At 72.4% G+C, this 18,416-nt stretch carries 21 protein-coding genes; 8 read left to right on the forward strand and 13 right to left on the reverse strand.

Features of this window, described 5'->3' with window-relative positions:
• Positions 1-220: 220 nt before the first annotated feature.
• Positions 221-1,909, reverse strand: a complete 1,689-nt coding sequence (locus C6376_RS33875; RefSeq protein WP_107446886.1) for a carbohydrate binding domain-containing protein — start codon at positions 1,907-1,909, stop codon at positions 221-223.
• A gap of 146 nt (positions 1,910-2,055) precedes the next feature.
• Entirely contained in the window at positions 2,056-3,201 is a 1,146-nt protein-coding gene (locus C6376_RS33880) for an ATP-grasp domain-containing protein (RefSeq protein WP_107446887.1), read from the reverse strand.
• Between the two features lie 351 nt (positions 3,202-3,552).
• On the opposite strand from C6376_RS33880, the gene C6376_RS33885 reads away from it, so the two are divergent.
• Both C6376_RS33885 and C6376_RS33890 read left to right on the forward strand, forming a co-directional pair.
• Positions 3,553-4,413 (forward strand): metallophosphoesterase, encoded by an 861-nt coding sequence (locus C6376_RS33885; RefSeq protein ID WP_107446888.1) that lies wholly within the window; start codon positions 3,553-3,555, stop codon positions 4,411-4,413.
• Entirely contained in the window at positions 4,410-5,126 is a 717-nt protein-coding gene (locus C6376_RS33890; RefSeq protein ID WP_107446889.1) for a 4'-phosphopantetheinyl transferase, read from the forward strand. The genes C6376_RS33885 and C6376_RS33890 overlap by 4 nt, the downstream gene beginning before the upstream one ends.
• Before the next feature lie 18 nt (positions 5,127-5,144).
• Here C6376_RS33890 and C6376_RS33895 read toward each other — a convergent pair whose 3' ends face one another.
• From C6376_RS33895 to C6376_RS33905, 3 genes are all read right to left on the reverse strand, one after another.
• Entirely contained in the window at positions 5,145-5,405 is a 261-nt protein-coding gene (locus C6376_RS33895) for a hypothetical protein (RefSeq protein ID WP_107446890.1), read from the reverse strand.
• 296 nt (positions 5,406-5,701) lie between these two features.
• Positions 5,702-6,232, reverse strand: coding sequence for a toxin-antitoxin system, toxin component (locus tag C6376_RS33900; RefSeq protein ID WP_107446891.1), 531 nt, complete (start codon positions 6,230-6,232; stop codon positions 5,702-5,704).
• Between the two features lie 32 nt (positions 6,233-6,264).
• Positions 6,265-6,918, reverse strand: a complete 654-nt coding sequence (locus C6376_RS33905; protein WP_107446892.1) for a helix-turn-helix transcriptional regulator — start codon at positions 6,916-6,918, stop codon at positions 6,265-6,267.
• Between the two features lie 241 nt (positions 6,919-7,159).
• On the opposite strand from C6376_RS33905, the gene C6376_RS33910 reads away from it, so the two are divergent.
• Positions 7,160-7,828 (forward strand): hypothetical protein, encoded by a 669-nt coding sequence (locus C6376_RS33910; RefSeq protein WP_107446893.1) that lies wholly within the window; start codon positions 7,160-7,162, stop codon positions 7,826-7,828.
• Between the two features lie 28 nt (positions 7,829-7,856).
• On the opposite strand, the gene C6376_RS33915 is transcribed toward C6376_RS33910, so the two are convergent.
• From C6376_RS33915 to C6376_RS33930, 4 genes are all read right to left on the reverse strand, one after another.
• Positions 7,857-8,795 carry a PDR/VanB family oxidoreductase gene (locus C6376_RS33915; protein WP_107446894.1) on the reverse strand — a complete coding sequence of 313 codons (939 nt, stop codon included), beginning with the start codon at positions 8,793-8,795 and terminating at the stop codon, positions 7,857-7,859.
• Positions 8,788-9,024 (reverse strand): hypothetical protein, encoded by a 237-nt coding sequence (locus C6376_RS33920; protein WP_107446895.1) that lies wholly within the window; start codon positions 9,022-9,024, stop codon positions 8,788-8,790. Before C6376_RS33920 ends, C6376_RS33915 begins: the two co-directional genes overlap by 8 nt.
• Positions 9,021-10,088: an aromatic ring-hydroxylating dioxygenase subunit alpha gene (locus tag C6376_RS33925; RefSeq protein WP_107446896.1), complete on the reverse strand. Its 1,068-nt coding sequence runs from the start codon at positions 10,086-10,088 to the stop codon at positions 9,021-9,023. Before C6376_RS33925 ends, C6376_RS33920 begins: the two co-directional genes overlap by 4 nt.
• A 140-nt stretch (positions 10,089-10,228) precedes the next feature.
• Entirely contained in the window at positions 10,229-10,492 is a 264-nt protein-coding gene (locus tag C6376_RS33930; protein WP_107446897.1) for a hypothetical protein, read from the reverse strand.
• A gap of 365 nt (positions 10,493-10,857) precedes the next feature.
• On the opposite strand from C6376_RS33930, the gene C6376_RS33935 reads away from it, so the two are divergent.
• Positions 10,858-12,420: a hypothetical protein gene (locus C6376_RS33935; protein WP_159083342.1), complete on the forward strand. Its 1,563-nt coding sequence runs from the start codon at positions 10,858-10,860 to the stop codon at positions 12,418-12,420.
• Between the two features lie 108 nt (positions 12,421-12,528).
• Here the strand turns inward: C6376_RS33935 and C6376_RS46570 are convergent, their stop codons facing one another.
• Entirely contained in the window at positions 12,529-12,723 is a 195-nt protein-coding gene (locus tag C6376_RS46570; RefSeq protein WP_216825639.1) for a hypothetical protein, read from the reverse strand.
• Between C6376_RS46570 and C6376_RS44835 the strand changes: the two genes are divergently transcribed.
• On the forward strand, positions 12,637-12,825 hold the full coding sequence (locus tag C6376_RS44835) for a DUF1330 domain-containing protein (protein ID WP_216825716.1): 189 nt from the start codon (positions 12,637-12,639) through the stop codon (positions 12,823-12,825). The genes C6376_RS46570 and C6376_RS44835 overlap by 87 nt on opposite strands.
• Before the next feature lie 6 nt (positions 12,826-12,831).
• Here the strand turns inward: C6376_RS44835 and C6376_RS33950 are convergent, their stop codons facing one another.
• From C6376_RS33950 to C6376_RS33960, 3 genes are all read right to left on the reverse strand, one after another.
• Positions 12,832-13,020 carry a ferredoxin gene (locus tag C6376_RS33950; RefSeq protein WP_107446900.1) on the reverse strand — a complete coding sequence of 63 codons (189 nt, stop codon included), beginning with the start codon at positions 13,018-13,020 and terminating at the stop codon, positions 12,832-12,834.
• Positions 13,017-14,327 (reverse strand): cytochrome P450, encoded by a 1,311-nt coding sequence (locus C6376_RS33955; RefSeq protein WP_107446901.1) that lies wholly within the window; start codon positions 14,325-14,327, stop codon positions 13,017-13,019. The genes C6376_RS33950 and C6376_RS33955 overlap by 4 nt, the downstream gene beginning before the upstream one ends.
• Before the next feature lie 64 nt (positions 14,328-14,391).
• Positions 14,392-15,345, reverse strand: coding sequence for an enoyl-CoA hydratase/isomerase family protein (locus C6376_RS33960; protein ID WP_107449349.1), 954 nt, complete (start codon positions 15,343-15,345; stop codon positions 14,392-14,394).
• Between the two features lie 52 nt (positions 15,346-15,397).
• On the opposite strand from C6376_RS33960, the gene C6376_RS33965 reads away from it, so the two are divergent.
• The 3 genes from C6376_RS33965 to C6376_RS33975 are packed head-to-tail and all read left to right on the forward strand — an operon-like array spanning position 15,398 to position 18,371.
• The gene (locus C6376_RS33965; RefSeq protein ID WP_159083343.1) at positions 15,398-16,567 is read left to right on the forward strand and encodes a CoA transferase; all 1,170 of its coding nucleotides are present in this window, start codon (positions 15,398-15,400) and stop codon (positions 16,565-16,567) included.
• On the forward strand, positions 16,561-17,841 hold the full coding sequence (locus tag C6376_RS33970; RefSeq protein ID WP_107446902.1) for an amidohydrolase family protein: 1,281 nt from the start codon (positions 16,561-16,563) through the stop codon (positions 17,839-17,841). Before C6376_RS33965 ends, C6376_RS33970 begins: the two co-directional genes overlap by 7 nt.
• A complete protein-coding gene (locus tag C6376_RS33975) occupies positions 17,838-18,371 on the forward strand; it encodes a hypothetical protein (protein WP_216825640.1) in 534 nt (177 codons plus the stop codon). Before C6376_RS33970 ends, C6376_RS33975 begins: the two co-directional genes overlap by 4 nt.
• Positions 18,372-18,416 lie beyond the last annotated feature (45 nt).

An 18,416-nucleotide genomic window follows, 5' to 3' on the forward strand; every position in this document is an offset into this window, starting at 1 on the left:
CCCCGAGGATCCCCCGTCGATCCCCGGGGGCTTCCCCCGTCGATCCCTGTGCTTCCCCCCAAGGGCCGGCGCTCCCCCGGTGGCCCTTCACCCTTGAGAGTCCGCAGGTGCGCCCCTGATACACCTCCGGCGGAAAAAAGTCCCCCGGACCGGGATCCGGGGGACTTCCACGGCCGTGGGGGAGGCTTCGGCCGGGCTTCCTCGGCTCTCGCCGGGAGGCTCAGCCGGTGAAGCCGGCCGTGATGGAGGTGAACTGCCAGGTGCTCTGGCCGATGCCGGAGCAGTTGCTCACCACGCCCCCGCCCGGGCACGGCCGGTCGCGGTTGACGGCCCAGTAGGCGAGCCGGGCGATGTGGTGGGCGTTGGCCCAGTCCCGGATCTGGGTCCAGATCGCCGGGGTGGTGTTCTCCTGCTGGTCGGACAGGCCGTTCATGCCCGAGATGCCGACGTGGGCGTAGGCGGTCGCGTCGTCCCAGCCGAAGGTGGACTTCAGCTTGTTCTTCAGGCCCTCGGTGGCGTGCACGGTGTTGCCGTACATGTCCGAGCCGCCGCCGAAGTCGAACGGCATGACGGTGAAGACGTCGATGTCGGCGCCGAGCGACCTGGCCTGTTCGATGAGGCGGTTGCCGTAGTACGTCGGCCCGGTGGTCGACGTCCCGAAGGTGACGACGGTCTTCAGACCGGGGTTGTTCGCCTTCACGGTCTTCAGCGCGGTGAGGATCCGTGCCTGCACGGCCTCGTTCTCGAACTCGTCGGTGTTCTCGATGTCCATGTCGATCGCCTTGAGCGAGTAGGCGTCGATCACCTTCTGCAGGGCGCCCGCCAGCGCGCTCGCCGAGGAGCAGTTGGCGCCGAGCTTGCTGCCCTGCCAGCCGCCGAACGAGGGCACGATGTCACCGCCCGCCGAGCGGATCTGGTTGACGACGCTCTGGTCGACCCCGCCGGTCAGCGCCCGGTTGCCGTCCCACATCGGGTTGCAGCCGCCGCCGTCCAGCACGAACGCCATGGTGAACCACTTGACGCCGGTCGCGTTCATCACCGTGGACACGTTCGGCGGGTCTCCCCACCCTTCGAACAGGTAGGGCGCGGCCTGCTTGAAGCCGGTGCCCCCGCCTCCGCCCGCGTCGGTCGTGACGGACACGGAGTTCGAGGCCGCGGAGGTGTTCCCGGCGGCGTCGCGGGCCCGCACGGTGAAGGTGTACCCGGTGCTCGCGGACAGCCCGCTGACCGTGGCGGCCGTGCCGGAGACGGTGAGCACCTCCGCGGACCCGCTGTAGACGTCGTAGGACGTGACGCCGACGTCGTCGGTGGCGGCGTTCCAGGACAACGACACGCTGGAGGACGTCTTGCCGGTCGAGGTGAGCCCGCCGGGCGCGGTCGGGGCCCGCGTGTCCGTGCCGCCCCCGCCGCCGGGTCCGTCGAGGCTGACGTCGTCGGCGTGGTAGGCGCCCTGGGCGTACCAGCCGTGGACGTAGATCGTGGCGCTGGTCTGCGAGGCCCCGGTGGTGAAGGACACCGACAGCCGGCTGTACGCCGAGGGAGACGACGTCCAGGTGGAGGCGCCGCCGTCGACGCCGAGGTACACATAGGAGCCGCGCACCCAGCCGGTCAGCGCGTAGGCGGTGTTCGGCCTCACGGAGACGGTCTGGCTGCACTTGGCGTTGTCGCTCGAACTCACCGCCCCCGTGAGGGCCTTGGATCCGCTGTGGGTGGGCGAGGAGACGACGGAGCCGAGATCGCCCGTACAGGTCCAGGGCGACAGGGCGCCCGACTCGAATCCGGGGTTGGTGAGGACGTTGGCCGCCTGGGCGGTGCCCGGCAGGGCCACGGCGCCGGCGAGGGCGAGCCCGGCGGTGCCGAGCAGGGCGAGGAAGCGACGCCACGGGCGTCCGAGGGGTGTGCTGCGCACGCGATCTCCCTGAAGGAATGGGGGTGTTCGGGAGTGCAGGGGAGTGCAGGGGGTGCGCAACAAAGTTGGTATGGACCAATCCCGCTGTCAAGGCGACGGACGGGATTGGTCCATACCGGTGAGAGAAATATCCGTTTCGGGGCCTTCTAGAACGGCAGCGCCTGCGCGGCCGGCACCTCGACGGAGTCGGCCGGGGCGGGCACGGCCGGCAGCAGCGGTTCGGCCGCCACCTCGTCCACGCGCTGGTGCGGCAGCGTCACCGCGCGCAGCGGCCGCGGCCCCGACACCACTGTGTAGTCCTGCCCCAGGAAGGGCGGCACGACGTCGCCCGGATCCTCGCCGAGCGCCAACTGCACGGCGGCCCAGGGGGCGTTGACCCCGCACAGGGACAGCTGGTGCAGTCCGCCCGCCGGGCGGGTGTTGACGTCCATCAGGACCGGCCGGTCGCCGAACATCCGGAACTGGATGTTGGACAGGTAGTGCAGCCCGAAACCCTCGGCGATGAGCCGCGCAGGCTCCAGCCACTGCTCGTGCAGGGTGAAGCCCCGCCGGCGGCCGTTCTTCGTCCGGCCGATGGCCATCCGCACCCTGTTGTCGGGGCCGGTGAGGCAGTCCACGGACACCTCCGGCTGCTCCAGGCGCGGCATGACGAGCCAGTCGACCTGCTCCCCGTCCTGCTCCTCGGCCTGCTTCAGCACCCCGACCACCGCGTCCAGCTGGACGTAGGGGCTCGGGAACCCGGTGAGGTGCGTCAGCGAGAAGGGCGCCCGGGTGATCATCCGGAAGCCCACCCCGCCCGCGCCGGACGCCGGCTTGAAGCACGGCTTGTGTCCCGCCTCCTCCAACTCCTCGACGGCGGCCACGAGTTCGTCCGCCGACCGGATCCGGTACCACGGCGGCACGGGTACGCCGATCGCCTGCACGGCCTCGTACGCGATCACCTTGTCGTGGAAGACCGCGACGGCCTCCGGCGGCGGGGCCAGCAGCGCGGTGCCGACCGCCTCGAAGTCGGCGCGGTGCGCCACGATCGCCGACTGGTGCAGGCGGGGCACGAAGACGTCGATGCCGCGGCGCCGGCACTGGGCCAGCGCGTACTCGACGTACGCGGCCGGGGAGAGGCCCTCCGGCTCGAGCTCGGCGGTGTCGGCGGCGGCCAGCACGGGGGAGTCGGCGTCACCGTGCGTGGCATGGATCTCGACGGCGCGGTCGCTGGGATTTCGTCGCAGCTGATCCGTGAAGAACACGTTCTCCGCGTACGTGCGGTTGAGCCAGACGCGTACGCGAGAGACCATGCGAGGCCGCCTTTCACGGTTCGCGGGCAGGGCGAAGCAGGCCCGGCCCGGGCAGGGGGAATGGTGGGTCACCAAACCGCCCTGCGGAAGGGACGTCCATGGCGGTGGTGTTGGGGCGATCATACGGCTTCCCGGGGGCGCCGCGTGCAACGCGGGTGTCACGGAATCGCCGATCTTGTTCACGTGCGGCGCCCGGTCCGGTAAAGGGGCGCTTTGGCGCAGGTGAAGCCCTGTGCGGCCGCCGCGGACGACGTGATTCGACCTTGTACGGCGGCCGCGAATGTGTTCTCGTGTGCACACTGGTGTGTGCATGTGGATACGGAGCGTGGGCTCCTGGGCGGGGGGTGCGAAGTGACGTCGACGGCCGGTGCCGCCGGGCGACTGCTGGCCATCAGCGATCTGCACATCGGCCATGCGGAGAACCGGGACCTCGTCGAGGCCATGGTCCCCGAGACGGAAGAGGACTGGCTGCTCGTCGCCGGCGATGTCTCGGAGAGCACCGCCGACATCCGTTGGGCGCTGAAGACCCTCGCGAGCCGCTTCCGCAAGGTCGTCTGGGCTCCCGGAAACCACGAGCTGTGGACGTTCCCCACGGACCCGGTCACCCTGCGCGGGGTCGCCCGCTACGAGCACCTGGTGGAGCTCTGCCGCGACCTCGGCGTGACGAGCCCCGAGGACCCCTACCCGGTGTGGGAGGGCCCCGGCGGCCCCGTGGTCGTCGCGCCGCTGTTCCTGCTGTACGACTACTCGTTCCTGCCGGCCGGCTGCACGACCAAGGAGGAGGGGCTGGCCTACGCGGAGGGCACGGGCATCGTCTGCAACGACGAGTACCTGCTGCACCCCGACCCGTATCCGAGCCGCGAGGCCTGGTGCCGGGCCCGGGTCGCCGAGACCGGCCGGCGACTCGCCGCGATCCCCGAGGACCTGCCGACGGTCCTCGTCAACCACTACCCGCTGCACCGTCACCCCATGGACGTCCTGTGGCACCCCGAGTTCGCCATGTGGTGCGGCACCGCCCTCACCGCCGACTGGCACCGCCGGTTCCGGGTCGAGGCGATGGTCTACGGCCACCTGCACATCCCGCGCACCACCCGGCAGGACGGCGTCCGCTTCGAGGAGGTGTCGGTGGGCTACCCCCGCGAGTGGCGCAAGCGGCCGCAGCCGCCGGGCCGCCTGCGGCGCATCCTGCCCCGGGAGGCGGAGAACTCGTGATCGGTGAACTGTTGCCCGCTCCCGTGGTGGCGGTGGAGGCGTTCGGCGAGGAGGGCGTCCGCGAGTTCGGGAACACGCCGCTGTACCCGCAGGAGGAGGCGCTGCTGGTGCGGGCGGTCGACAAGCGGCGCCGCGAGTTCACGATCGTCCGCGGCTGCGCCCGGCGCGCCATGGAGAAACTGGGGGTGCCCGCACAGCCCGTGCTGCCCGGCCTGCGCGGAGCGCCGCACTGGCCGGACGGCGTCACGGGCAGCATGACGCACTGTGCCGACTACTCCGCGGCGGCCCTGGTGCGGGCCGCCGACCTGGCCTCGCTCGGCATCGACGCCGAACCCCACGGGCCGCTGCCCGAGGGGGTGCTGTCCGCCGTCGCCCTGCCCGCGGAGGCGGCGCGGCTCGAGCGGCTGGCCGCGGACCGTCCCGAGGTGCACTGGGACCGGCTCCTGTTCAGCGCCAAGGAGTCCGTCTACAAGGCCTGGTTCCCCCTCACCCGTAAGTGGCTGGACTTCGAGGAGGCCGACATCGACCTCTCGGCGGACGCCGACCCCGCCGCCGTCGACACCGGACCGGCCGCCGGAGCGCAGGGCGGGTTCCGGGCCCGGCTGCTGGTCCCCGGGCCGGTGGTCGGCGGACGTCGCGTCGAGCACTTCGACGGCCGCTGGACCGTACGGCACGGGCTGGTGGCCACGGCGGTGACGGTGCCGCACGCCTGAGACGGCCGCCGCCCGCGGTCACCTGCCGGGGCACCAGGTGTGCAGCAGCCGGAAGAACTCCTCCTCGTTGCCGGTCAGCCCCGCGTCGGCCAGCGCCTGCTCGGCCTCCGCCAGCACGGCCGGCGGCACCACCGGAGGCCGCCGGTCGTGCGGCGGCCGGGAGGCGCCTGCGGTCCCGCCGCCCTCCTCGTCGCCGAAGGCGGCGCGCACGGTGTGCAGCAGCCGGAGGTAGGCCTGGACGGCTGCGCGTTCGCGGTCGGTCAGTACGGCGGTGGGCATCGGTCGGCTCTCCCCGTGTCGGCGTCGTCGTCTGCCACGCGCCCCCACGGCGCGTACGCCACCGTGCGGCGGCGCACCCCCAGCTTGCCGCCCACCACTGACAATCCGGCTGTCCTCCACGTCGGTTCGCCCGCTCAGCGCACGCGCCGCCCACGCGGAACTCCGTGCGAGAAACCGCTCCTGAGCTGCGTGAAGGGTCCGGGTACGCGCCGCCGGAGGTTCGGATCGGCACGGAGCGCGCCACTTCCCGTCACCTCACGAACGCGCCCGGCGCGCGCCCCCGACGGCGCCGCCGCTCAGCTCTGCGGCCCCAAGTACCCGAGAGAGGCCTCGATACGGCCCGCCAGGTGATCCCGCTGACCCCGGCCCCGGGGTGACGACCCCGGCAGCCAGGTGCGGCACTTGCTGGCCAGCAGCAGGCCGAAGCTCTCGGCCTGCCGCTCGTCGGCCAGGTCGAAACGGGTGCGCGCCGCCACGCTGCGCACCGTCGCCCGCAGGTCCGCTCCGTCGCTGAGTAAACGCGCCGCGACCGCGGCGCCCTCGACGTGATGGCTGCAGTGCCCCGCCTTCATGTGCCACAGCTCGTGCCCCAGGATCACCAACTGGTGGTCGGGCGCGGTGCGTTCCTCGATGACGACGAGGTCCTGGTCGGCCATGTCGAGCCACAGCCCGCTGGCCGTGTCCGCGGGGAAGGGCGCCATCCGGAAGTGCACGGGGCGGCCGCGCCGTCTGCTCATCCCGTCGCACAGAGCGGTGTACAGGTCGGCCGGCGGGGCGGGGGCCGGGAGGGTCAGCTCCGAGACCAGCTCGCCGCTGAGCCGGCGCATTTCCTTCGCGATGCTCACAGTTCTCCCCCGGATCACGACTCGGGCCGCTTCACGCTCTCCAGGAGCATGTCCAGCCACTCGGCGACCTTGTCGCGGTGCTGGTCGGTGGGCAGCTGGGCGGCCCGCCACGCGATCCCGCGCACGCCGTGGTCCTGCAGCAGCCGCTCCAGCGGGTCCTCGGCGGCCGCGGCCGCCTCCCGCGCGGCGAGCTTTTGCAGCAGATCCTGCTCGGTGTGCTGCAACGCCCCCGCGAGCGCCTCCGGGTCCTCCGCCGTGAGGAAGCCCGCGTGCACGCGGAAGAAGCGCTGAAGAGCGTCGCAGTGCTCCATCGTGGGGCGTCTGTCGCCGTTGATGAGGGCGCCCGCCTGCTGACGCGACATGCCCGCGCCGTCGGCGATCTCCTGCTGGGTGTACCGGCGGCCGTTCGGCTTGAGCCGCGTACGGCGCAGCAGGTCCAGGCGCTGAAGGAAACGGGCCTGCACATCGGGCTCGCCCGCGGGCCGCCCGCTCAGCAGGGCCCTGACCACGGGCTCGGGGACACCGGAGGCGACGGACAGCCGCCCGGTGCCGAAGACCTCCGCGTGCGCCACGCCGAGCCGGTCGGCGAGCGCGGCGACACGGGCGACGACGGCCGACAGCAGCACCGTCGCCGTGGCGCCCGGAACCTCGAAGCCATCCTCCGCCACCGACAGGTCTCCTAGGTCTCTCACGTCCCTCTCACCGGGGCACGCTCCTCGGCGCAGACGGTCGCCGTGAACTTGTGGAGAGTAGCGGGTGTTTCGAACTCACATCCAGGTCTCGCCACAACTGTGGCCAATTTCAGCCGTCAACGAGCATGGAATGCCACGATAGTTGACATGACTGTGCCTCGGCAGCAGGATCGGGGCGCCGCGTGAAGGCCGCATAGGCAAGAGGGGTGACCTCCCGATGGCATATCAGGCAGGTGGGCAGCGGTCCGTACCGCGTCCCGTCCCCGAAGGACCCGAGGCCCAGGCGTACCTGCAGGACTGCGCCGTCTACCTGGAGGCCGTCCCCTTCCCGTCCGTCGTGGTCGACCACCGCTGGGACGTGGTGCAGTCCAACGCTGCTTTCGCGTCACTTTTCCGGGCGGTGAGCCCGCATCCGACGGCCCAGCCCGGCGACAACTTCCTGCGCTTCGTCCTCTTCCACCCCGACGCGCCCTCGGTGCTCGGCGACCACGAGGCCGGCTGGTGCCTGCCGATGCTCGCCGGTTTCGCGGCGGCCGTGGAGCGGCACGGCCACGACCACGGGCTGCTGGCGATCCGCCGTGAGATCGCCCAGGACCCGATCATGGAGGCCGCCTACCGTTACGGCCTGCCGCACTGGATCCGCGCGGTCGGCGAGGGGGCCGCGGAGCACGACGGGGCGGTCCGCCCGCTGGTGCATCCCGACCCGCGCTGGGGCGCCACGGACTGCCGCATCGTCGAGGACACCCCGGGGGCCCTGCGGGACATGGGGTACACGCGGCTGACGATGGTCCTGCGCGAGGCGCGTCCCGCCCCCGCCACGCGCAGGACCCGCGCCGTGCGCCGCGCCGCGAGTCACCTCAGCGTGGTACCGGCCACGGAGGCCTGAGGCCCCCGCGGCACCGGCGTCCCGCGGATCACAGGTCGAGGACCAGCTTGCCGCCCCGGCACCGGGACACACAGATCATCATGGTCTCCCCTGCCTCCCGCTCCTCGGCGGTGAGCACCGAGTCGCGGTGCTCCGGTACGCCGTCCAGCACATCGGTCTCACAGGTGCCGCAGGTGCCCTCGGTGCAGGAGAAGAGCACTTCGACGCCGGCCGCACGCACCGTGTCCAGTACGGAGACACCCGGCGCGACCGTCACCGTACGACCGCTCTGCGCGAGCTCGACCTCGAACTCCACGTCGGTGCCCGTGGGTTGCTCCTTGGCCTGGAACCGCTCGACGTGCAGCGCCCCGGCCGGGCAGCGCTCCTCCACCGCGTCCAGCAGCGGACCGGGACCGCAGCAGTAGACGAGGGCGTCCTCGGGCAGCTCGTCGAGCACCGAGGCGAGGTCCAGCAGACCGGTCTCGTCCTGCGGCGCGACCGTGACCCGATCGCCGTACCGCGCCAACTCCTGCGTGAACGCCATGGAGTCGCGGGTGCGGCCCCCGTACAGCAGACGCCAGTCGGCGCCCGCCGCCTCGGCCGCCGCCAGCATCGGCAGGACGGGTGTGATCCCGATGCCGCCCGCGATGAACCGGTAACGGGCCGCCGGGCGCAGGGCGAAGTGGTTGCGCGGACCGCGGACCCGGACCTTGTCGCCCTGCCTCAGCTCGTCGTGCACATGGACCGAACCGCCCCGCCCGGCCGGCTCGCGCAGCACCGCGATCCGCCAGGAGCTCCGGTCGGCCGGGTCGCCGCACAGCGAGTACTGCCGCTCCAGCTCCGGCCCGAGGACCACGTCGACGTGGGCGCCGGGTTCCCAGGCCGCGAGCGGCTCGCCCAGGGGATGGCGCAGGGTGAGCGCGAGCACGCCGTCGGCTGCGAACTCGCGCCGTTCCACGACGAGTTCGACTTCCCGGACGTCACTCATGAGGTGCTCCCTTCCGCGGCTCGTGTCCGTGCGGCGCGTGTCCGTGCGTCTCGTGCCCGTGGGGGGCGGGTGGGTGCGGCTCATGACCTTCGGGGTGGGCGAGCATCCACTCCCACATCTGCACCGGGTCCTGCGCGGTGTGCTCGGCCCCGCAGTGGCAGGTGCCGTGCAGGACGTCGGTGCCCGGCAGCCAGTCGATGCGGTAGACCTCGCCGGTGGGGCTGCTCACAGGACCGGCTCCGCCGGCTTGTCGCCCTCCTCCACCAGCCGGGCGAGGATGCGGCGGGCGGCGAGCCCGCCGGTGTCGATGTTGATGCTCAGCTCCTGGTAGCCGGACCGCTCCGAACCCAGCGTCCGCTGCAGGAGGTTGAGGGCGTCGACGTCCTGCATGACCACCGTGTGGTTGTTGCCGCGCAGGAACTCGGTGACCTCCTCGTCGTCCGTCGCCCAGTCCCGCGAGACCATCCAGAAGTCGTACACCTTGCCGTCGGCGGACGGGGTGATCGCGTACGTGATCTCGGTGTGGAACCCGTTCGGGTCGCTCCCGTCGGCCTCCGGCAGCACGCCCACCGGCGCGATGCGGCTGTGCAGCAGATACAGGCACGGCGCGTGGTACTCGATGTCCTGCCACCGGGTGATCCGCCCCTCGATCCCGGTCGAACGGGCGTAGAAGGGCGGGCACTCGGCGTCGTCCATGTGGCGGCTCACCCGCACGATCCCGGCGCCCTCGTCGACCTCGGTGGTGATCGGCGTCTCGGCGACCTCGGGGGTGCCGATGTATCCGCCGTGCAGATACGTCTCGTGGGACAGGTCGAGGAGGTTGTCGACGAGCAGCCCGTAGTCCGCGTCGATCGGCTCCATGCCGCGCACGGTCGTCCAGCCGGGGGAGTCCAGGTGCCGGGCGCGCGGCACGGCCTGCGGGTCGGCGAGCGTCGGATCGCCGATCCACACCCACACCAGGGAGTCCTGCTCGACGACCGGATAGGCGGTGACCCGGGCGGTGCGCGGGATGCGCTTCTGACCCGGCACGTACACACAGGCGCCGGTCGTGTCGTAGGTGAACCCGTGGTAGCCGCACACGATCCGGTCGCCGTCCAGCCGGCTCTCGGAGAGCGGGAACCGGCGGTGCACACACCGGTCGTGCAGTGCCACCGGCGTACCGTCCTCCTCGGTCCGGTAGAAGACCAGCGGCTCCCCGAGGACCGTCCGCCCGAGCAGCTCCTCGCGACCGACCTCGTGACTGTAGGCGGCGACGTACCACTGGTTCCTGGCGAACGCGGTTGTGTGCGGCATGGCGGTTCCCGTCCCTGTCGGCGGGGCGTCCTCGCCCCGCGTGCCGTGGTTGGGAACAGGGTCGTGAGGGCCGCGTCCACTGCGCAAGGCCGCTTCCGCCAGACGGAAGCCTCTCTGTGAAACGGCTGGTCGGGGCGCTGTCACGTGTCTTGCCGCTCGACACTCGACAGCGGCCCGAGCAGGTGGGCGCGGGCGGTCGCCCGGGGCTCCACCCGCGCGAACCGGCCCGCGATCCGGGCCATGACCAGGTCGAACATCGTCCGCCGACGGACAGGGTCCACGCCGTGGGTCTCCGGCTCCGCCACGTCGGCCAGGGTCAGGCCGGGGATGGTTCCGAGGAGCCGCCGGGGCTCGGCCGTGATGCGCTGCGCGTTGGCCAGGTGACAGGCGTCGTGGTAGGCCACCCGGGCCGGCAACGGACGGCGCGTCGCCCGGTCGCGCCACGGCCGTGGACCTCGACGGGGACATGCTGCCCGGAGCCGCCGCGGGCGAGTCGCCGGGCCCGGCCGGCACGGCGCGGGGCTGCCCCTACCGCACGCGATGCCCCCGGGCGCGCGACATCTGCGCGACCGGAAGGCCCGAGCCGGGGACGAGCGCACACCCGAGCGCGTGCCCTTTTCCCGGCCGGTCAGAATGACATTCTCGCAAAGCGTGAGGAAGGTTCTCAGACAGTGTGAGGGCCCCTATGCTGAACCCGCCGTCGGCCATTCCCTCCCCACACAAACGGCGAGCGGCCGCCATTGCTTCATGGAAGCGAGGTTCTTCCCCCATGCGCACGAGTACGAGACTTTCCACCCGGCGAGGGATGCTGGCCGGAGCGGCCGCCATGCTGCTGGCCGTGACGTCCGTCCAGTCCGTCGCGGCTCGGGCGGCCGAACCCTCCGCGTCGCTCACCCCGACCACGGTCCACGTCGACTTCGGCGTGCGCGAGGGCAGCCTTCCGCGTTCGGAACGGCTGAACAACTTCGGCAACGTGACGGCATGGCCCGACCAGCGCGCCGGTGACGTGAAGTTCCTGAACCGGCAGGGCCTGCACGGTGACGTCTACCGGATCTGGCTGAGCAGCCCCAACGCCCCGGACGACATGAACGTGTTCGACACGTGCGACCTGAAGACCCGGCGGTGCGACCTGTCCGAGCTGGACGACTACCTCACCGAGGCGAGCACCGTGTCCGACTCGGTGCTGATCAATCTCAACCCGACGGACTTCGTCGAGGGCGAGCGGCCCATGAAGGATCTCGAGCCGATGCTCGAACTGATCCTGCGGAGCGTCAAGTCCGCGTACCCCCGCGTGACCTACGTGGAGGCCTTCAACGAGCCGGACTGGCAGTTCCACGGCCTGCAGCGCAAACAGGGAATCCCCGCGGACAGGACGACACTCCAGCCGGGAGACCTGTACCGCTTCTACGCGCCCTACTACAGGGCCGTCGACAAGGTCAACAAGGGTCTTCGCCGCGCGGACCGCATCGAGCTGGGCGGACCGGCGCTGTCGTGGCTGGACCCGAAGTGGATGAAGCCCTTTCTCGACGACTACGCCGCCGACCGGGACCCGCGCAAGCGTCTCGACTTCCTGGCGTATCACGCCTATCTGGCCTGGGACGACGACTACCAGGCGCCGTCGATGTACAAGGGTGACCTGAGGGTGGTGGCGAAACAACGGGAGACCCTGCTCGGCTGGTTCAAGGAACGCCGCATCCATGAGCGCATCCCCAGCTACGTCACCGAGACGGGCGTCTACCCCGGCCCGGCCTTCGACGACGCCGCCCCCCACAAGGACTACGTCCGCCAGGCGGCCGGCATGGCCACCTACTCCTACTACTTCGCGAACCAGCCGGACACCTACATGTTCAACTGGTGCGTGCGGCACCGGGTCGAGGAGCGCAAGGACCAGCTGGTGACCCGTGCTCCGGACGGGCCGCGCGAGAACACCTTCACCCCCTACGGCAACATGATGCTGATGCAGTCCAGGATGAAGGACACCCGGGTGTCCGCCGTCGTGGACGGCCCCCTGGAAGGGGACAACGGCGTCTACGCGACGGCGTCGAAGGACCGGACCGGCGCGTCGCTGATGGTGTGGAACTGGCAGCACGTGGGCGACCGCGGATACCGGGCGACGATCGACATGTCCCGGATGCCGTCCGAGCTCAGGAACCGTCCGGTCCGCCGGCTCATGTACCGGATCGACCAGAACACCAGCAACTACTTCGCCGACCCGGCCAAGGCCGGCCTCCAACTGGTCGACAGCCGGATCGTCCGGCCCGGCAGGACCCACAGCGCCACCGTCGATCTCGAGCCCGACGCGATCTACCTGATCGTGCTGGAACGAGCCTGACGCACCCCGGCGGGCCGAACGGACCCGTCACCGGGGCCCTGCTCCGTGGGGACACTCGCGGGGCAGGGCCTCGTCCGCTTCCGGCACGCCTGTTCCGGCACGCCTGCCTCAGGCCGAAGGGGGGCCGCCGTCCGCCCCGCCCTCCGTCCCCAGGATCAAACCGCTGCCGCCACGGTGTTCCAGCTCCAGGACCAGTGCCGTCTCCACGTCACTCGTGTGCATCGCCATCAACCGGCGGGCGCGCCGCGCATCGCGCTGCCCGATGGCCTGCAACACCAGCCGGTGGTCTTCCAGGTACTCCACGGCTCGGCCGCGTACGCGCGGGCCAAGCCGCTGCGGCAGACCGCGGCGGAGACGAACGCCGTGCTGGTCGCCGGGTTCGGGATGCCGCCGCGGCGGGCCTGAGTCGCGTCAGTGGCAGGAGATGGCGCGCTCGGGGCAGCTCAGCGCGGCGGTGCGCGTGGCCTGCTCGAACTCCTCTGGCACGTCGGGCTGTTCGGCCACGGCGTAGCCGTCGTCACCGAGGTCGAACACCCCGGGGCTGACGGTGCAGCAGACGCCGTGCCCGCGGCAGCGGTCCTCGTCGATGGTGATCTTCATCGGGTGGTCCCTTCGGTGGGCGTGAACTCCAGGTTGAGATCGGTCAGGCCGCGCAGGATGTACGTCGGCAGGTACCGGTACCGGCGCGCGTCCGCCGGCCCGTGCACGCGCTCGGAGATCCGGATGTCGCTCGTGCGGGCCAGCAGGCGCTCGATACCGACCCGTGCCTCGGCCCGCGCGAGCGGTGCGCCGGGGCAGGTGTGGACGCCCCGGCCGAAGGAGATGTGGTGGCGGGCGTTCGGACGGGCGGGGTCGAACGCCGCCGGGTCCTCGAAGCGGCGCGGGTCGCGGTTGGCGGCTCCGTTGACCACCATCAGCGTGGTGCCCGCCGGGATGTCGACGCCGCCGACCGTGGCCGGGACCCTGGAGAGCCGGAAGTCCCCCTTCACGGGGCTCTCGATGCGCAGCGTCTCCTCGACGAAGTTCGGGACGCGCCCGGGTTCCGAGCGCAACAGCGCCTGGATGTCGGGGCGTTCGGCGATCACCCGCAACGCCGAGCTGAGCAGGCGGACGGTGGTCTCCTGCCCGGCCGAGAACAGGTTGGCGGCCACCCGGACCGCGTCGGCGACCTCGGGAAGGGAGCCGTCGGGGAACGTGGCGGTGGCGAGGCCGGTCAGGACGTCCTCGCGTGGTTCCCGCCGCCGGTCCGCGATGTAGGCCGTGAACCGCCCGTAGAGGAACTCCAGCGGCGAGTGGGCGAGGGTGTCCTCGTCCGTCCTGCCGATGCCGCCACCGGCCCGCGGCCGGCGCTGGAGCGCGTCGAGGAACTCCTCCCGGTCCTCCTCGGGCACGCCGAGCAGGTCCGCGATGACGAGCAGGGTGAACGGGCCGGCGAACTCGCTGATGAACTCGCCCGCCGGGCGATCCAGGAAGGTGTCCAGCAGGCGGTCGGCGATCTCCCGCAAGGCCGCCTCGTTCTCCTTGAGCCGTTTCGGGGTGATCAGTCGCATCAGCAGCCCGCGGTGCGCGGTGTGCACGGGCGGATCGAGGGTCGGCAACTGGTCGCTCATCGGCAGCCCGTCCCGGTGTCGCTCGATGAGCTCGCTGACGTCGTCGCCTTCCAGTGGGACCGGGAAGCCCGGGAAGGGTCCCGTCACCGACAGGCACGACGAGAAGGTCTGCGCGTCCTGGGCCACCTGGACCGCCTCGTCGTACCCGGTCACCATCATCACGCCGTGGTGGGGCTCCCGGGTGACGGGGCAGCGTGCGCGCAGGGCGTCGAAGTAGGGGTACGGGTCCGCCACCGTGGTGTCGTCCCGGAAGAAGTCGATCGTGTCGATGTCCTCGGACGGCTCGTCGTGCGCCACTGGCCGGTCTCCTTCTGGTGCGGGGATGCGTGAGGAGGCTTCTCGTTTTGGAGAACTTAATTCTCTAACGTGCGGATTGCCAGGGGCGGACGGCGGCTGCGGTTTCGTCGACAAGGCCCCAGCGCCGGGCCTCCGGCACGCTCAGCGCGTCGCCGGTCAACGCCAGATAGGCGGTGCGTTCCCGGCCGATCCGCGCCGGCAGGCTCGCCGTGCCGCCCGCCCCGGGGATCAGCCCCATACCGATCTCGGGCAACCGGACCACCGTGTCCGGCGCCGCGACCACCCGGCCGGCGAAGGCGGCCAGTTCGATGCCCGCGCCGACGCACGCCCCGTGCAGATGGGCGCTCACCTTCGCCGCGCACCGTTGGAGCAACGCGGCCGGGCTGCGGTGCACACGCACGTGGTGGGCCCGCGCCGGGTCGCGCGAGGAGCCGAACTCGGCGAGGTCGCCGCCGCTGCAGAACGCGGGGCCGTCGCCGCGCAGATCGACGCGGGTGACGGTCGGGTCCGTCACGGCGACATCGAGGGCCTCGCACAGGGCGTCCCGGGTGGCCGCGTCGAAGGCGTTGCGCACCGAGGGGCGGTTCAGGGTGATGGTCAGGCGGTCCCCCTCCCGGTCGAGCCGGACGGGCTCGGTGGCAGGGCGGGCGGTGTGCGGGCGCTTCGCGGCCAGCCAGGCCCGGAAATCCGCGCCGGACTGGAGTGTGGAGTAGGCCAGGGACTCCGCGATCAGCCGGTCGGCCGGCGGCAGTGCCGGTCCCATGCGGAGCACCTGCACGAGGGCGAGGCACGCATCCGGCCGGGCTGCGACGATGTCCCGCAGCCGCCGTGCGGTGACGTGCGGGTCGGCGCACCCCACCCAGGGCCGGGGCGGGTCGGGCGACGCGGTCAGCAGTACGTCGAACCCCGCGGCCGCTTCCCAGGGGCGCGCCGCGACGGCGACGCGCACACCCGGCGTCCCCTGCGGGGAGTTCGGGGCCGCGCGGTCGAGGTCGATCAGCTGGAAGGGTGATTCCATGACCATCGCAGTGTAATCTTGCTTCACCTCTTACGAGAAGGGCGTTCGTGTGATGAAGAATGCCACTCTCGCCCGCTGGGCGGCCACGGTGGAGGGCAGGCTCGGGCCGCTGGCCGCCGTCGCGGACGACTTCACCGCCTTGACCGGTGTCCCCGTAGAGCTGGGCCCGACCCTCTTCGAGCGGGCCCTTGCGGCCGGGTTCCGTCTTCCCGGCGGTGCCTCGGCGGGCGGCTCCTGTCACCTCCTCGCCACCTCCGACGGCTGGGCCGCGGTCAACCTGGCCCGTCCCGACGACCACGCCGCCCTCCCGGCCCTCCTCGGACTCCTCGGCGCCCCCCGGGCCGACCTGCGGACCGCCGCGCGCGGGACCAGCGCGGCTGAACTGGTCACATTCGCACAGACGTTGGGCATTGCCGCCGCGGAACTCGGAGCGGATCGCGGCGAGCGACCTCCGGTACGCGCGAAACGGTACGGTCCGGACCGTCGGCGCGAACTCGCCGGCCTGCGAGTCGTCGACCTGTCCGCGCTCTGGGCGGGGCCCTTGTGCGCACGACTGCTGGGGCTCGCCGGGGCCCGCGTCGTGAAGGTGGAGAGCCACTCCCGGCCGGACGGGGCCCGCTTCGGCCCTGCGGACTTCTACCACCGTCTGCACCAAGGGCACGAGAGCCTGGTGCTCGACTTCGCCTCGGGTGCGCTCGCCGAGGTGGTCGCGGAGGCCGACCTGGTAGTCGAGGCCTCCCGGCCGCGCGCGCTCAGGCGGCTCGGGGTACGCGCCGAGGAGTTCCTCGCCGGCCGCCCGGGCCGGGTGTGGGTGAGCATCACCGGGTACGGCCGCGACGACGACCGGATCGCCTTCGGCGACGACGCGGCGGTCTCCGGCGGCCTGACGGGTCTGGACCGGCACGGCGACCCGGTGTTCCTCGGCGACGCGCTCGGCGACCCCGTCACGGGTGTGTACGCGGCCCACGCCGCGGCCCGCTCCCTGGAGCGGGGCGGTGGCGAGCTGCTGAGCGTCTCCATGTCGGCCTGCACGGCCGCGCAGACACACGCCTCGGCGGTCACCGGGGCGGCAGGTCCAAAGGGCGCGTGGGGAGCTGACCCGGCGGTCACCCGGCCGGCAGACCCGGAGGCCGCCCGGTCAGCGGATGCGGCGGCCCCCGGTGCAGCGGCTCCGGCACCCACCGGAGCCGCACGGCGGAGGGCTCCGGCGGCGACGTGCTGATCAGGGACGTGGAGGTCGAGGGCCGGGGCCGGGTGGACGTGCGGGTCGAGCGCGGCAGGATCGCCGCGATCGGGCACCGGCTGCCCGGGGCCGCCGACGTCGACGGACGCGGCGGAGCGCTGCTCCCCGGTCTCCACGACCACCACATCCACCTCACCGCGCTGGCGGCCGAGGCTGCGTCGGTGCGTGTCGGCCCCGGTGACGTGCGCGGACCCGCCGGGCTGGCGGCGGCCCTTCGTGCCGGGGCACCGGGGGAGTGGGTGCGGGCCGTCGGCTACCACGAGAGCGTCGCCGGGGACCTGGACCGGCCGGCTCTGGACGCCCTCGCCCCGGACCGGCCGGTCCGGGTGCAGCACCGCAGCGGCGCCCTGTGGATCCTGAACAGCGCCGCGCTGCGGACGGCCGGACTGCAGAGCGCCGACGGGCGGCTGTGGCGGGAGGACGAACGCCTGCGCGCCCTGCTCCCTCCGGTACGGCTGGACCTGACCGGTGTCGGCCTGAGGGCCGCACGGCTCGGCGTCACCGGCTTCACCAACGCGGACCCGCGCCCCGCCGACGGCCTGGCGCGCACGCTGTCCGTCCTGCCCCAGCGGCTCCTCGTCATGGGCGTCGACCCGCCGGTGAAGCTCGTCCTCGACGACCTGACCCTGCCCACCCCCGCCGGCCTCGCCGGCACGGTGAGGGCGATACGGCCCCGCCCGGTCGCCGTGCACTGCGTCACCCGCGTGCAGTTGCTCGTGACGCTCCTCGCCCTGGAGGACGCGGGCCCGTTGGACGGCGACCGCATCGAGCACGGGTCCGTGATCCCGGTGGAGACCCTCCCCCGGCTGCGGCGGCTCGGCGTGACCGTGGTGACCCAGCCGCACTTCCCGGCCGAACGGGCCGAGGCGTACGCCACCGAGGTGCACCCCGACGACCGGCCGCACCTCTACCGCTGCCGCAGCCTCGCCGAGGCCGGCGTCCCGGTCGCCGCCGGCACCGACGCGCCGTACGGCACCCACGACCCGTGGGCCGTCATGCGGGCCGCCGTAGCGCGCGGCGAGCGGGAGAGCCTCGCACCGCGTGCGGCGCTGGGCCTCTTCCTGGGCGCTCCGCGCCGACCTGGACGCCCACGCCGGGTGACGGCCGGCGTACCGGCCGACCTCTGCCTGCTCCATGTGCCCCTGCGGGAGGCACTCGACGTCCTCACCGCCGACGCGGTACGGGCCGCGTACGCAGGGGGCCGGCCGATCACCGCGCCGGGCCCCGCACCCGACTCCGAGGGAGCGCAGTGAACGAGACACAGGACCGGGACTTCCGCGAGCCCTGCACGGACGTGGACGAATGGCGCGACACCCCGGTGCGCCACCGCTACGTCCACGGTGGCTTCCTCGACAACGGCACACGGTTCTCGCTGTACTTCCCGCCCGACGACGCCTACCGGGGGCGCTTCTTCCAGCACATCACCCCCGTACCCGGCAGCGAGAACCAGGCCCAGGACGCCCGGGGGCAGGAGGACAGGATCTCCTTCGCCCTGTCCAGCGGCGCGTACTTCCTGGAGACCAACGGCGGCGGGGCGGACCCGGGCGACCCGACCATCGGCGGCTTCCGCGCCAACGCGGCGGCGGCCCGCCACTCCCGCGTCGTCGCCCAGCGGATCCATGGACCGCACCGGGTTCACGGATACGCCTACGGCGGCAGCGGCGGCGGGTACCGGACCATCGCCGGCGCCGAGAACACCGAGGACGTCTGGGACGGGGTGGTGCCGTACGTCATCGGCAGCCCCATGGCGACGCCTTCTCCTCACCGGGCACCCGATTCGTGACCGTGCGCGTGCGCTGCGAGCGCGACGGCGACGCCACGGCCCTGT

Origin of the sequence: Streptomyces sp. P3 (assembly GCF_003032475.1) — a bacterium.
Lineage (GTDB): Bacteria > Actinomycetota > Actinomycetes > Streptomycetales > Streptomycetaceae > Streptomyces.